This window comes from Stenotrophomonas sp. 96582_Sma, from assembly GCF_056480905.1.
Genome location: NZ_CM151122.1, coordinates 3,936,675 through 3,949,700, shown reverse-complemented (window position 1 = coordinate 3,949,700; position 13,026 = coordinate 3,936,675). Strand labels below are relative to the sequence as shown.

The 13,026-nt window shown below is 66.1% G+C and carries 11 protein-coding genes; 6 read left to right on the top strand and 5 right to left on the bottom strand.

The annotated features are described in order from the left end of the window. Nucleotides 1-17: 17 nt before the first annotated feature. Nucleotides 18-1,337: a dicarboxylate/amino acid:cation symporter gene (locus ACZK2R_RS18455; protein ID WP_032127858.1), complete on the top strand. Its 1,320-nt coding sequence runs from the start codon at nt 18-20 to the stop codon at nt 1,335-1,337. Between the two features lie 476 nt (nt 1,338-1,813). Continuing rightward, the gene (tkt, locus tag ACZK2R_RS18450; protein ID WP_049461813.1) at nt 1,814-3,811 is read left to right on the top strand and encodes a transketolase; all 1,998 of its coding nucleotides are present in this window, start codon (nt 1,814-1,816) and stop codon (nt 3,809-3,811) included. A gap of 126 nt (nt 3,812-3,937) precedes the next feature. Here the strand turns inward: tkt and ACZK2R_RS18445 are convergent, their stop codons facing one another. Further along, nucleotides 3,938-5,890, bottom strand: coding sequence for an acetyl-CoA hydrolase/transferase C-terminal domain-containing protein (locus tag ACZK2R_RS18445; RefSeq protein ID WP_180838619.1), 1,953 nt, complete (start codon nt 5,888-5,890; stop codon nt 3,938-3,940). Nucleotides 5,891-5,924: 34 nt separating this feature from the next. Continuing rightward, nucleotides 5,925-6,482 (bottom strand): flavin reductase family protein, encoded by a 558-nt coding sequence (locus ACZK2R_RS18440; protein ID WP_125894125.1) that lies wholly within the window; start codon nt 6,480-6,482, stop codon nt 5,925-5,927. Nucleotides 6,483-6,600: 118 nt separating this feature from the next. Here ACZK2R_RS18440 and ACZK2R_RS18435 point away from each other — a divergent pair, with 118 nt between their 5' ends. The 3 genes from ACZK2R_RS18435 to ACZK2R_RS18425 are packed head-to-tail and all read left to right on the top strand — an operon-like array spanning nt 6,601 to nt 8,721. After that, nucleotides 6,601-6,966 carry a BlaI/MecI/CopY family transcriptional regulator gene (locus ACZK2R_RS18435; protein WP_010484077.1) on the top strand — a complete coding sequence of 122 codons (366 nt, stop codon included), beginning with the start codon at nt 6,601-6,603 and terminating at the stop codon, nt 6,964-6,966. Further along, nucleotides 6,959-8,161 (top strand): M56 family metallopeptidase, encoded by a 1,203-nt coding sequence (locus ACZK2R_RS18430; protein WP_180838620.1) that lies wholly within the window; start codon nt 6,959-6,961, stop codon nt 8,159-8,161. Before ACZK2R_RS18435 ends, ACZK2R_RS18430 begins: the two co-directional genes overlap by 8 nt. Further along, entirely contained in the window at nt 8,158-8,721 is a 564-nt protein-coding gene (locus ACZK2R_RS18425) for a hypothetical protein (RefSeq protein WP_180838621.1), read from the top strand. Before ACZK2R_RS18430 ends, ACZK2R_RS18425 begins: the two co-directional genes overlap by 4 nt. A gap of 57 nt (nt 8,722-8,778) precedes the next feature. Here ACZK2R_RS18425 and ACZK2R_RS18420 read toward each other — a convergent pair whose 3' ends face one another. After that, nucleotides 8,779-9,579, bottom strand: a complete 801-nt coding sequence (locus tag ACZK2R_RS18420; RefSeq protein ID WP_071229432.1) for an MBL fold metallo-hydrolase — start codon at nt 9,577-9,579, stop codon at nt 8,779-8,781. Nucleotides 9,580-9,590: 11 nt separating this feature from the next. Then, on the bottom strand, nt 9,591-10,409 hold the full coding sequence (locus ACZK2R_RS18415) for a S1/P1 nuclease (RefSeq protein WP_180838622.1): 819 nt from the start codon (nt 10,407-10,409) through the stop codon (nt 9,591-9,593). Nucleotides 10,410-11,030: 621 nt separating this feature from the next. On the opposite strand from ACZK2R_RS18415, the gene ACZK2R_RS18410 reads away from it, so the two are divergent. After that, complete coding sequence (locus tag ACZK2R_RS18410; RefSeq protein WP_180838801.1) at nt 11,031-11,945, top strand: IS110 family RNA-guided transposase; 915 nt, start codon at nt 11,031-11,033, stop codon at nt 11,943-11,945. 272 nt (nt 11,946-12,217) lie between these two features. On the opposite strand, the gene ACZK2R_RS18405 is transcribed toward ACZK2R_RS18410, so the two are convergent. Further along, on the bottom strand, nt 12,218-12,847 hold the full coding sequence (locus tag ACZK2R_RS18405; protein ID WP_125894137.1) for an OmpW/AlkL family protein: 630 nt from the start codon (nt 12,845-12,847) through the stop codon (nt 12,218-12,220). Nucleotides 12,848-13,026: the final 179 nt, after the last annotated feature.

The following is a 13,026-nucleotide window of genomic DNA, read 5'->3' as shown; positions in this document are numbered from 1 at the left end:
TTCGAGGAAACCCGCGCATGACAGCAGCTGCTGCCGACAAGAAGAAGTTGCCCCTGCATTGGAAGATGGGCATCGGCTTTGCGATCGGCCTGATCCTGGGACTGATCGTGCACGCCCTGGGCGGCAGCGTCGATGGTCTGCAGGCCGGTGCCAAGTGGGTAATGGACTACATCACCACCCCGGCTTCGGGCCTGTTCCTCAACCTGATCTTCATGCTGATCGTGCCGCTGATCTTCTCGGCGCTGATCATGGGTGTGTCGGAGATGGGCGACATCCGCGCCCTTGGCCGCATCGGTTGGAAGACCCTGGCCTATACCGTGCTGCTGTCCGGCATTGCCGTGGGCATCGGGCTGGTGCTGGTGAACCTGCTCAAGCCGGGTGTCGGCGTCGACCCGCAGGTCGCTGCGATGATGCTGTCGGAGAACGCCGAGCGCAGCAAGGAGATTGTCGCGGGCATCCATGGCACGCCGAAGGGCATGGACATGCTGCTGTCGATCGTGCCGAGCAACGTGCTGCAGGCCGCGTCTGACAACGGCGCGATCCTGTCGCTGATGTTCTTCGCGCTGATGTTCGGCATCGGCATGGTGCTGACCGACAACGAGAAGGTCGCGCCGCTGCGCCGCGCCATCGAAGGCGTGTTCGAAATTTCGATGACCCTGATCAACCTGGTCATCCGCCTGGCCCCGTATGCGGTGGCCTGCTTCATGTTCAACCTGGCCGCGCTGTTCGGCTTCGAGCTGATCATCCGCCTCGGCGCCTACGTGGGCGTGGTGGTGCTGGCACTCGGCCTGCACATGGTGGTGAGCTACGGCACGGCCGTATGGCTGTCCGGTCGTTCGCCGCTGTCGTTCTTCCGCGATACCCAGGAAGCGACGGTGATGGCGTTCTCCACCGCCTCCAGCAACGCCACCCTGCCGACCGCGCTGCGCGTGGCCGACCAGATGGGCCTGCCGCAGCGCGTGTCGCGCTTCGTGCTGACCGTGGGCGCCACCGCCAACCAGAACGGCACCGCGCTGTTCGAGGGCGTGACGGTGATCTTCCTGGCCCAGTTCTTCGGCGTGGACCTGAGCATCGGCCAGCAGATCATGGTGATGGCGGTCTGCATCCTCGGTGGCATCGGCACGGCCGGCGTGCCGTCAGGCTCGCTGCCGGTGGTGGCGATGATCTGCGCGATGGTGGGCGTGAACCCGCTGGGCATCGGCCTGATCCTGGGCGTGAACCACTTCCTGGACATGTGCCGTACCGCGCTGAACGTGACCGGCGACCTGGCCCTTACCACCCTGGTGGCCAAGGGTGAGTCGCACGATGGCCCGGCGCTGGGCCCGCAGCAGGACTGAGTCCGGATTCCCGTACCGGGACTCCGGGGACGGGTAGTGCCGGCCGCTGGCCGGGTACGCGTCATCGCATGCGCGCTGCCGCTCCCACGTTTCGCGATGCGAATCGCGGGCCCCCCTTACCGGCCTCCACACCCCGGCGCCTATGGCGCAGCCCCCGAACTCCGGGGGCGGGTAGTGCCGGCCGCTGGCCGGGTACGCGTCATCGCATGCGCGCTGCCGCTCCCACGTTTCGCGATGCGAATCGCGGGCCCCCCTTACCGGCCTCCACACCCCGGCGCCTATGGCGCAGCCCCCGAACTCCGGGGGCGGGGTAGTGCCGGCCGCTGGCCGGCAACTTCATGATCTTCATTGAATTCTGCGCAACTGCCGGCCAGCGGCCGGCACGACCGGGCAAGGTGAACCGACCCCCCGCCCGGCGACTATGGGACAATAGGCCGCCCGCACGTCCGCGGCCGCCTCCCGATTCCGACAGAACCATGACGCAGCCTACCCGTCGCCAGTTGGCCAACGCCATCCGCTTCCTTGCCGCCGATGCGGTTGAAACCGCAAAGTCCGGCCACCCCGGCATGCCCATGGGCATGGCCGACATCGCCGAAGTCCTCTGGAACGACTATCTCCGCCATAACCCGAGCAACCCGCACTGGTTCAACCGCGACCGTTTCGTGCTGTCCAACGGCCACGGTTCGATGCTGCAGTACGCGCTGCTGCACCTGAGCGGTTACGACCTGCCGATCGAGCAGCTGAAGCTGTTCCGCCAGCTGGGCAGCCACACCGCCGGCCACCCGGAACGCCACGAGACCCCGGGCGTGGAAACCACCACCGGCCCGCTGGGCCAGGGTTTCGCCAATGCCGTGGGCTTCGCCCTGGCCGAGAAGCTGCTGGCACAGCGCTTCAACCGCCCGGAACTGGAAGTGGTCGACCACCGCACCTGGGTGTTCATGGGCGATGGCTGCCTGATGGAAGGCGTGTCGCATGAAGCGGCGTCGCTGGCCGGCACCTGGGGCCTGCACAAGCTGGTCTGCTTCTGGGACAACAACCACATCTCCATCGACGGCAACGTCGAGGGCTGGTTCACCGACAATACCCCGGAGCGTTTCGAGGCCTATGGCTGGAACGTCGTGCGCGATGTCGATGGCCACGACCCGGAAAGCATCAAGGCCGGCATCGAGGCCGCGCTGTCGCAGAGCGACAAGCCGACCCTGATCTGCTGCCGCACCACCATTGGTTTCGGTTCGCCGAACAAGGCGGGCAAGGAATCCAGCCACGGCGCTCCGCTGGGCAAGGACGAGCTGGAAGCCACCCGCAAGCAGCTGGGCTGGGAATACGGTCCGTTCGAGATCCCGCAGGCGATCTACGACGGCTGGCGCGCCAATGGCGCTGGCACCCTGCGCCAGGCCGAGTGGGAACAGCTGTTCGACAAGTACGCCAGCCAGTACCCGGCTGAAGCGTCCGAGCTGACCCGCCGTTCGCACGGCGAGCTGCCGGCCGACTTCGTTGCCAAGGCCGATGCCTACATCGCCCAGGTGGCCGCTGAAGGCCCGACGATCGCTTCGCGCAAGGCCTCGCAGCTGGCCATCGAAGCCTACGCCCCGCTGCTGCCGGAAATCGTCGGCGGCTCGGCCGACCTGGCGCACTCCAACCTGACCCTGTGGAAGGGCAGCAAGTCGGTTGCCAGCGACGACGCCAACGCCAACTACGTGTACTACGGCGTGCGCGAGTTCGGCATGACCGCCATTGCCAACGGCCTGGCCCTGCACGGCGGCTTCATTCCGTTCGACGCCACCTTCCTGGTGTTCAGCGATTACGCCCGCAACGGCGTGCGCATGAGCGCGCTGATCCCGGCCCACGCCATCCACGTCTACACCCACGACTCTATCGGCCTGGGCGAAGACGGCCCGACCCACCAGCCGGTGGAGCACCTGGCCTCGCTGCGCTACATCCCGAACAACGACGTGTGGCGTCCGTGCGATGCGGTCGAGTCGGCTGTGAGCTGGAAGGCTGCGATCACCCGTCAGGATGGCCCGAGCTGCCTGGTGTTCAGCCGCCAGAACCTGCCGCACCAGCCGCGCGACGCCGAGCAGATCGCCCAGATCGAGCGCGGTGGCTACGTGCTGGCCGATGCCGCCGGTACCCCGGACGTGATCCTGATCGCCACCGGTTCAGAAGTTTCGCTGGCCACCGAAGCCAAGGCCCAGCTGGATGCAGCTGGCCTCAAGACCCGCGTGGTCTCGATGCCGTCCACCGACGTGTTCCTGCGCCAGGATGCGGCCTACCGTGAATCGGTGCTGCCGAACGCCGTGCGCAAACGCGTTGCGGTGGAAGCCGGCGTCACCGGTTTCTGGCGCCAGTTCGTCGGCCTGGACGGTGCGGTGATTGGTATCGACACCTTCGGTGCCTCGGCCCCGGCCGACCAGCTGTACAAGCACTTCGGCATCACCACCGCCCACGTGGTGGAAGCGGCCAAGGCGCTGTAAGCAGCCTCGCGAAGCAGGAAGGGAAAGGCCGGCGCACGCCGGCCTTTTCTTTGCTCGAGAGAAAAGGGGACGGAGGGGATTAAGTCGTTTGTGCACAAACGACTTGATCCCCTCCGTCCCTTTTTTTCAGGCGGTACGCGCCAGCGCCAGCCGCAGCAGTCGCGCGTCCAGGCGTTCGGCGAAATCCTTGGGTGCCTGCAGGCCCATGCGCTGCAGGTACACCGCATCGCCGTCGCCAGCCGGTTGCCGCAGCGCTGCCCAGACGGTACGCAGTTTGTCGCCGCGGGTCTGCGTGTTGGCCTTCAGCCAGCCCAGCGCTTTCACCAGCACCTGCTCGATCTCGTTGAAGTCGCTGCCCAACGGATAGTCGGGCAGGCTGCCATCGACGCGGAACGGTGCCAGTGCCGCGGACAGTGCCTGCGGCGTGTTGCGCTGCTGGCGCTCCGGATCCGGTTGCGTGGCCGCCAGCAGCTTGCGCGAGGCGTGTGCCTGCTGCAGCAGGCCGCCCTGGAACGGGGCCTCGGTGATTGCGGTCATCGCATGCACGCAGTCCTCGTCGGTCAGGCCGCGCAGGTCGGCGATGCCGTATTCGTTGAGGTAGATGTCGCGCAGGTGGCGTGGGATGGTGGTGTGCCCGTAGTTCCAGCGCACGTTGGATTCGCGCTGGCCCTTGTCATCGCGCGCGGCGCGGAACATCAAGACGCTGCGGGCTTCCGGCAGCGCATGTGCCATCGCCACGAAGTTGTACTGACCACCCACGCCGGACACCACACGTCCATCATCCAGCGCATCCGACACCGCCGCGCCCAGCGCGGTGGCCATCATGCAGGAGTTGAAGAAGCGCGCGTGCCGGCGCTGCAGGCGTTCCAGTGTCTCGTTGCCACCGTACAGCTGGTTGATCTCGCTGATGCGGCGCATGCCGATCGCACGGCATTCGTCTTCCGGCAGCGTGCGCAACCACTCGTAGAACTCCGGCGAGCCCAGGTAGAAGGCGCCATGCAGATACTCGCCCTCGGCAGCCAGGGTGGCGTGGTCGATGGACAGGGTGCTGCCGTTCTCGATGCGCTGCATCAGCGCCAGATCGTCGTGCACCTTGCGCTTGATCACGCCGGTCTGCACCAGCCGGCGGAAGCCCTCGTTGAGCATTTCGCTGCAGCCATACAGGCCGACCTCGAACGGATCCAGTCCGCCGATTTCCTGCACCAGCGGGTGGCTGGCCAGCTGCGGATCCAGCGCATGCAGCACGCGCCGGTAGCGCGCGTTGTCGGTGTGGCGCAGCACCAGCGCATGGCTGAGCGCGTCGGCCAGCGTGCCGATGCCGATCTGCAGGGTGCCGCCGTCGCGCACCAGCGTGCTGGCATACAGGCCGATCGCGTAGTCGGCATCGCCGACCGGCTGCCGCGGCAGCCCGAACAGCGCCGGATACGGCGGCGGCGGGGTGATCACCAGATCGAAGAACGACACATCGACCGTAGCCGAGCCGCCCATATAGGGCAGCTGCGGATCGATCTCGGCGATCAGCAGCGGGCGAGGCAGCCCGCGAGCGGTCATCGCATCCAGCGTGTCCTGGGTGATGTCGTTGTTGCACGACAGCGAGAGCCGGCGGTCGTTCGGCCGCATCGCCACCTTCTGCACGATCACCTGCGGCGCGCGCTGCGCCACCGCATCGGCAGCGTGGGTGTAGTTCAGGCTGGTATAGCTGGACTGCGCCTGCCGCGAGCCGAGCAGGGCGCCGGACTGCATGTAGAACTCTTCCACCTGCACATGTGCCGGCAACGCGTCGCGCGTGATCGCATCGGCATAGGCCAGGCGCGGGAAATCGTCGCCGAAATGGCGCTGCGCAAACGGCGCCATGAAGCGCGCTTCCAGGCCGTTGCCGCGCGCCTTCGGCGGGTTCAGCGACAGCGCGGTATACAGCTGCAGTGGCCGCGACGGATCGTGCTCGACGCGTGCGTAAAGGGCATTGAGCAGCCGATGCGGCTTGCCCAGTGCCAGCGGTGCCCCGATCCGCAGCGGCCCGTCCACGCGCGCGAACAACCAATCGACGGCGGCGTCCAGGTCGGTGAGGTGTTCGGTCATGCGCGGCGGTCCTGCGTGTGGGGGAGTGCGGGCATTACAGCATGTCGGGCTTGAACCGCCGTCGACGCGAGACTTCGGCGCCAGACACCATGAACTGCCCATCGCCCCGGTAATGCACCGTGCGCGGCAGCTTTGGGCGTGGTGCAACATGGGCCCGCACGATTTCCCAGATGAACAGGTTGCTCGATTCCACTTGGCTATCGTCGTAGAGGCGGCATTCGAAGCACGAATGGCATTGCCCGACCAGCGGTGCACCGACCTCGCGCGCCGGCAGCGCATCAAGCTCGAAACGGGCGAACTTGTCGACCTCGCGGCCGCTGCAGTTGCCGATGTCCACCACGGTATCGAGCAGTTCCACCCCCGGCACGTTGATCACGCACTCGCCGCTGCCGCGCGCCAGTGCATGGCTGTGGTTCTCGTGCCACAGGTAGGTGGCGACCAGCGAGGGCGAGAAGCCCATCACCATGTGCCAGCCCATCGTCATCAGGTTGCGCTGGCCGCGCCACGCCGTGCTGACCAGCACGATCGGGCCGGGTTCGAGGAAGCGGCGGGCCTGCTCGACCGGGAATTCCTTCTTGGGCAGCGCTTTCATCCGGGGCCTGGGGCGGGAGGAATCGATGCTGGCGCAGCCGGGATGAACCTGGAGTCGAGGGGCTTGACAGACGATTCGATTACGCGCGTAATCGGGTTATCGATTACGGATGTAAACCATGACCCCGATCAGCGAAGCCGAAGCCGTTGTGATGGAGGTGCTGTGGCAGCAGGCACCGCGTAGCGCCGATGACGTGGTGGCCGCGCTGGCCCATCGTGACTGGGCCGAGCCGACCATCAAGACCCTGCTCAACCGCCTGCTGACCAAGGGGGCGATCGCCGCCGAGCGCGATGGACGGCGCTACCTGTACCGGCCGCTGCTGCAGCGACAGGCGTGGGTGGAGGCGCAGAGCCAGGACTTCATCGGCCGTGTCTTCGAAGGGCGTGTGGCGCCGCTGGTCGCGCACTTCAGCGAACGGGGCCAGCTGAGTGCGCAGGACATCGCCGAACTGAAGAAGCTGATCCAGGAGCTGGACCATGACTGAGCTGCTCGACGGACTGTGGCAGGCCAGCCTGTGGCTGGCAGTGGGCGTGGTCCTGCTGGCGGTGCTGCGACCGCTGCTCGTGCGGTTGGGGGGCGCTGGGCTGGCCTACCGCAGCTGGTGGCTGCTGCCGCTGCTGCTGCTGGCCCTGCTGCTGCCGCTGCCACAGGTGGCACTTCTGGAGCATGTGCCGACGCTGCCGCTGAAAGTGGTACCCGGCGCCGTCGAAGGCATGGCAGGGCAGTCGTTGCCGTGGGCCGGGCTGTTGCTGCTGGCATGGATGCTGGGGGCGGTCCTTTGTCTGCTACGCGATCTACGTGCGCAGCGGCGCTTTGAACGTGGCATGGGCCAACTGTGTGCACGCGCCGATGGCAGCTGGCAGGCCAGCGCCGACCCGGGCCTGCCCGCGCTGGTCGGCCTGTGGCGTCCGCGCATCGTGGTAGGCCCGGACTTCGACCAGCAGTTCACCGCACAGGAGCAGGGCCTGATCCTGCAGCACGAGCGCAGCCACCGTCGCAATGGCGATCACTGGGCCAATGGGGCGCTGCTGATGGCACGCGCGGTGTTCTGGTTCCATCCGCTTCTGCCATGGGCTGCACGCCGCTTCCTGCGGGACCAGGAACTGGCCTGCGATGCCCGCACCATTGCCCCGCAGCCTGCGCTGCGCGGTCTCTACGCCAGCACGCTGCTGAAGGCGCAGCTGGTCCATCCGGTTGCGCCAGCGGTCTGCCATTGGCGCAGCCAACCCGTGTTGAAGGAGCGTATCGCCATGTTGAAGCAGTCCAAGCGGAAGGCATTGCCGTGGGTGTCGGGGCAAGTTCTGGTGGTCGGGTTGTGTCTGGGAATGGGAGCGGTGGCGTGGGCCAGCCAGGGCGGTGCAGCCGCAGACGGCCAGACAGGGGCCGCCATGGATCGGGAGATAGAGGTCGACAAGATGCCGCCACCGTCCTATCCGAAGTCCGCCATCGAACAGCGCCAGGTGGGCGTGGTGAACCTGCGCGTGGACGTGGATGCCAACGGCCATCCGACTGACGTCCAGGTGCTCAGTGCAAGCAATCCGGGTGTGTTCGATGCGGTGTCGATCGCCGCTGCGCGGAGCTGGACCTATCGTCCGGCGATGAAGAACGGAAAGCCCGTTGCAGGGGCTGTGAAGATTCCGATCACCTATGCCATGGACAACACCGAGGACTCCCAGTGAAGTCCGCGCCGCTGTTGATGATGGCGGCGCTGTTGGCAGGATGCGCAACCCAGGACCGGCTGACCACCGTGGATACCCGCAGCGAGAATGTCGGCCATCAGCGCCTGCAGCCGCAGGCCGGTGGCGGCAGCGGGCAAGTGCAGACGTATTCGCTGGGCGCGAGCGAGGGCTACCGGATGCCGCAGTTGTACGCGGCGCCGGATCCGGAGGTCGGTGATCGTGACCCGCGTGCGGAGCTGGCACCGACCACCATCTGCCTGCAGGTGGTGGTTGATGCACAGGGCAGTGTCGAACGCAGCGTGCCGCTGACCGATCGCCCTGAGTGCGCGGCAGGTGCTGCAGGCGAGAATGCGCCCCTGCTGCAGGCGGCGCAGGAAGCCGTGGCGATGTGGAAGTACTCGTCCGCAGCGGTCTGCCACTTCGCGGCTGGCAAGGTGCCTGCCGACCGTGGCGACTGTCGCGGCGCCGAGCGCGTCGAGCCGGTGGCGGTCACCCTGCAGTATGCCTTCACCTTCGAAATCGTGAAGGGACAGCACGTGGTGCGTACGCAGGGAAAATGATCGCTTGCGATGACCGGGGTAGCGCCGGGCCATGCCCGGCGAGCGCAGCGGCGTGGGTCAGGCCCCGCCCTGGATGTTGGCCTTCACCGCGGGCTGCATCAGCTTGGGTTCTTCCAGCGTCGCATCGCGTGCCTGGCGCACGCTGACGAACTCCGCCTCGGCCACGCCGTCATGCACGTGGATGTTGTGTGCGCGCTGTTCGCCGATGGTGGTTTCGTTGGCGAATGCACGACCACCCGGACCGTAGTCGTGGCAGACGAACACGCGCGTCGCATCGGGCAGCGCCAGCAGGCGCTGGATTGAACGGTACAACTGCGCGGCATCGCCACCCGGGAAGTCGCAGCGGGCGGTACCGCCGTCGGGCATGAACAGCGAGTCACCGGTGAACAGCGCATCGTCGATCAGGTAGGCGATGCTGTCGCTGGTATGGCCGGGCACGGCGATCACCTGACAGCGCAGTTCGCCCAGAGCAAAGGTTTCGCTATCGCTGAACAGGTGATCGAAGATGTCATCGGCCGCCGGAAGCTGCAGCCCATAGCGCGGTGCGAAGGTGGCCTGCACCGCGCGGATGCCTTCGCCGATGGCCAGCGTGGCCTGCGGGAAGCGCTCCTTCAGGCGGCGCCCAGCTGACACATGGTCGGCGTGGGCATGGGTTTCCAGCAGCCAGCGCAGCTGCAGGCCCTGTTGTTCGATGGCCTGCAACGCGGCATGCAGCGGCGCTTCACTGCTGGCATCGGTATCCGGGTCGTAGTCCAGGACCGGGTCGATCAGCGCTGCCTCGCCGCTGGCCGGATCACTGACCAGATAGCTGAAGGTATTGCTGTCACGGTGGAAGAACGACTGCACCTGGACTGACATTGGAACGCTCCTCAGCGCGTGCCGAGCACGCGGTTCAGCAACTGCGCCAGGTTCTCACCGGCCAGTCGCAGCTGCGCTTCGGCCAGCGGCCGGTAGCGCTCGGTGTATTCGTCACCGATTTTACGCGAGGCCGGATAAACGCCAGCTTGCATGGAGATGCGGCAGCTGGCTTCGGCCCACGTCTGCGGGTCGCGCTGCGGGTTGGACTGGCGCGCCAGCTTCGGCGCGCGCTGGCTCTGCAGCAGCGGGAGATAGCCGGCGTCGTCCAGCTTGCGGGTGTTGAGCATGCCGCTGTCCCACAGCGAGTGCAGGTTGGTACCGCGGTTGCCGAACTGCAGCTGGAAGTCGTTGCCGCCCTTGTCGTGGGCGTAACCGGCATGCATCGGCTGATGGATGTCGCCGACCAGGTGCACGACGAACTTCAGCGCCTGCAGGCGCTCGCCGTCGGTCAGGCTTCGGTCGCCGAGGATGGCGCTCTGTGCCTTCAGGGCCTCGACGATGCAGTTGCCGTTCTTGCAGTGCTTCGGTGCTTCGTAGTGGCAGTTGTCTTCGGCGATGTTGACGTAGTGCCAGCCGGCCGAGCGACGGCCCAGGCCCGGATCCTTGGCACGCAGCTGATCGGCCCACGGCGCGATGCTGGCCAGCGTGGCGTCCGGTTCGGTGGCCAGCAGGCGGTCCACTTCGGCGCGGGTGGTGGGGTTGAGGCGGGCGTCAGCGACTTCGGCGACAAGGCGGTGGCCTTGCGCGCCCCAGGCATGGGCGGGGGCGGAGACGGACAGCAGGGCCGGCGCCAGGGCGGCGGCGAGGAAGAAGGAGTGCAGGGCTTTCATGCGCACATTCTAGCGGGGGCAGGTGGATTGAAGAGCGGCGCGTTCCTGTTCCGAAGTGGGAGCGCAGCGGGAGGGGCGGCGGGACACGCCGTAAACCCATCCATGGGGGCTCGATGGCGCCATCCATGGCACCAACGGTCCCGCCGCCCCTCCCGCTGCGCTCCCCTCCAAACATGGCCGCGGAGGCGGATGCAAACGTCAAAGGCAACATCAAAAACAAATGCAGGATCAAAATCGGCCTCCTGCAATTACAGGCAACCACTACGCCTCGGATGTTCAGGTTCTGCTTCTGCTCTTGCCTTTGCTTGAGCTGGCACGCGCGCGCAGATGGGAAGGGTGGAGAGGGTGGGGTGATCGGGACCGTTCGCCGCATGGATGCGGCGATCGAGCCTTATCTGATCGGAATCTGGCAGCGTAGGCGTCGAGAGCCGGCGTGGGCCGCCGTGCGAGCCTAGATCTCGACGATCCGTAACCAGGATCGCGACGATCGCCATGTAGCTTGGCGCCCACGCCGGAATCTCCCTTGATCCGCCCGAACAGTTGCTGGAGCGACCACTCGAAGCGATAAGACTGGGCAAGCGGGGGAGCTCTCGACCCTTCCAGACTATACGGAGTCAGGTGATGAACGGGATCGGGATTGATGTCAGCAAGCGTCAGCTGGATATCGGTACGACGGACGGAGAAACCCTGCAGGTCAGCAACAACCGCTCCGGGTTTTCTGAACTGGATGTTTGGCTGAAGAAGCGTCCGACCCGCCAGATCGTGCTTGAAGCCACGGGTGGCTATGAGCAGCCGGTGCTGGATTTCCTGCACAAGGCCGGTCATCCGGTGGCCCGTGCCAATGCCTTGCGCGCCCGGAAACTGGCTCAGGGGTTGGGTCAGACTGCCAAAACCGACCGTTTGGATGCCTACGCGTTGGCGCAGATGGCCGCCCTGGTGAAGCTGCCTCCCTATCAGCCGCTGCAGTCTTGGCAGCAGAAGATGCGGGAGTTCGTTCGGGCACGTCGGCAGGCGATGGACGCCCTGACCATCGCGCGGCAACAGCAGGAAATGGTGCTTGATCGTGAACTGCGCCGACTACTGCAGGGCAACATCACCCGCCTACAAACGTTGGTTGAGCGTCTGGGCAAGCAGATCGTCGAGCAGGTTGGTCAGCAGCCTCAACTGAAGATGCTGAAGTCGATGAAGGGCGTAGGGCCTGTGCTGCAGGCAGTTCTAGCCAGCTATCTGCCAGAGCTTGGCAGGATCACTGGCAAGCGCATCGCCAGCCTGGTCGGGGTAGCCCCGATGTCCCACGACAGCGGCACGATGAGAGGAAAACGAAGCATCCACGGTGGAAGAGCCGAAATCCGGCAAGTGCTCTACATGGCGGCAATGTCGGCCATGCGGCATGAACCTCGGCTGCGCGATTTTTACCAGTCGCTACGAGCCCGCGGCAAGGAAGGCAAGGTGGCCATCGTGGCAGTGATGCGGAAGATGCTGGTCATCCTCAACGCCCGTGTGCGCGACGCTGAAAGCGGGCTAGTCCCCGCCTGAGGCGAGCCAGGGCGAAAGACCAAAGGCTGCCGGCCAGCGGCCGGCACTACCGTGCCCGTTTACCTGACGGGCCTGAGACTCTCCAGCAACACAGTTGCTACAGGGACGTATTTACGGCGTGTCCCGATCACCCCACCCTCTCCGCCCAATTCCAGATGCCGGTGCTTTTCGTGCAAATAAAAAAGCCCCGGCAATCACCGGGGCAACATGCTGCGAGGGTTTTGCATGTAGCGGGGGAGCGGGGGCGAAGCCCCCGCGCTCAACACACCGCTTTAGAACTTGAAGACGTACGAAGCGCCGTAGACCAGCGGATCGATGTTGACCGTGCCGATCTTCTCGCCGTTCAACTTCACCTTGCTGTCGATGTCGATCCAGCGCATGTCCACGCGCAGTGCGCCCTTCCCGCCGATCGCGAAGTCCACGCCCGCATGCGCGGCCAGGCCCCACGAATCCTGCAGCTTCAGGCGGCTGTCCTTCAGCGCACCGGTGGTGTCTTCGCTGAAGAAGGTCGTGTAGTTCACGCCCGCACCGATGAACGGCGACACCTTGCCCTTGCTGTTGAAGTGGTACTGCACGGTCACCACCGGCGGCAGCTGCTTGGTGCTGCCCACGCGGCCCAGGCCGTTGATGTTGATGTCGTGCTTGAACGGCAGCGCGGCCAGCACTTCGATGCCCAGGTTGTCGGCGATGAAGTACTCACCGGTGATGGTCGGCTTGACGTCGTTGTCGACGTCGACCTTCAGGGTGTGGTTGGCCAGCCAGCCGTTGTTCGACTTCGGGGCCACCTGGTGCACGCCGGCGGAGAGGGTCCAGTCGCCCTTGGACTGGGCCATGGCCGGGGCGGCGGCGAGGGACAGGGCGGCGGCCAGGCTGGCCACGATCAGGGGGGAGGTCTTGCGCATGGGGGTGATCTCGTTGCTGGGTGGATGCAGCCAGTCTCGGCCTCACATCGCGCTAACGCTTTGATCCGGATCAAATCCTGTCCGCCGGCCTGCTGCCTGCCGGGGCTGCCCGGCGGTGGCCAGCCCCGGTTTGCTAGACTTGTGGGCCCTATCCATCCCGCCGCACCCGTCGCGGCCGC

Bases quoted from the DNA above. Each gene is read 5' to 3' on its own strand.
- ACZK2R_RS18445 (WP_180838619.1), bottom strand. From the start codon at position 5,890: ATGACCGAACACCTCACCGACCTGGACGCCGCCGTCGATTGGTTGTTC.
- ACZK2R_RS18455 (WP_032127858.1), top strand. From the start codon at position 18: ATGACAGCAGCTGCTGCCGACAAGAAGAAGTTGCCCCTGCATTGGAAG.
- ACZK2R_RS18415 (WP_180838622.1), bottom strand. From the start codon at position 10,409: ATGAAAGCCCTGCACTCCTTCTTCCTCGCCGCCGCCCTGGCGCCGGCC.
- ACZK2R_RS18440 (WP_125894125.1), bottom strand. From the start codon at position 6,482: ATGAAAGCGCTGCCCAAGAAGGAATTCCCGGTCGAGCAGGCCCGCCGC.
- tkt (WP_049461813.1), top strand. From the start codon at position 1,814: ATGACGCAGCCTACCCGTCGCCAGTTGGCCAACGCCATCCGCTTCCTT.
- ACZK2R_RS18430 (WP_180838620.1), top strand. From the start codon at position 6,959: ATGACTGAGCTGCTCGACGGACTGTGGCAGGCCAGCCTGTGGCTGGCA.
- ACZK2R_RS18435 (WP_010484077.1), top strand. From the start codon at position 6,601: ATGACCCCGATCAGCGAAGCCGAAGCCGTTGTGATGGAGGTGCTGTGG.
- ACZK2R_RS18410 (WP_180838801.1), top strand. From the start codon at position 11,031: ATGAACGGGATCGGGATTGATGTCAGCAAGCGTCAGCTGGATATCGGT.
- ACZK2R_RS18420 (WP_071229432.1), bottom strand. From the start codon at position 9,579: ATGTCAGTCCAGGTGCAGTCGTTCTTCCACCGTGACAGCAATACCTTC.
- ACZK2R_RS18405 (WP_125894137.1), bottom strand. From the start codon at position 12,847: ATGCGCAAGACCTCCCCCCTGATCGTGGCCAGCCTGGCCGCCGCCCTG.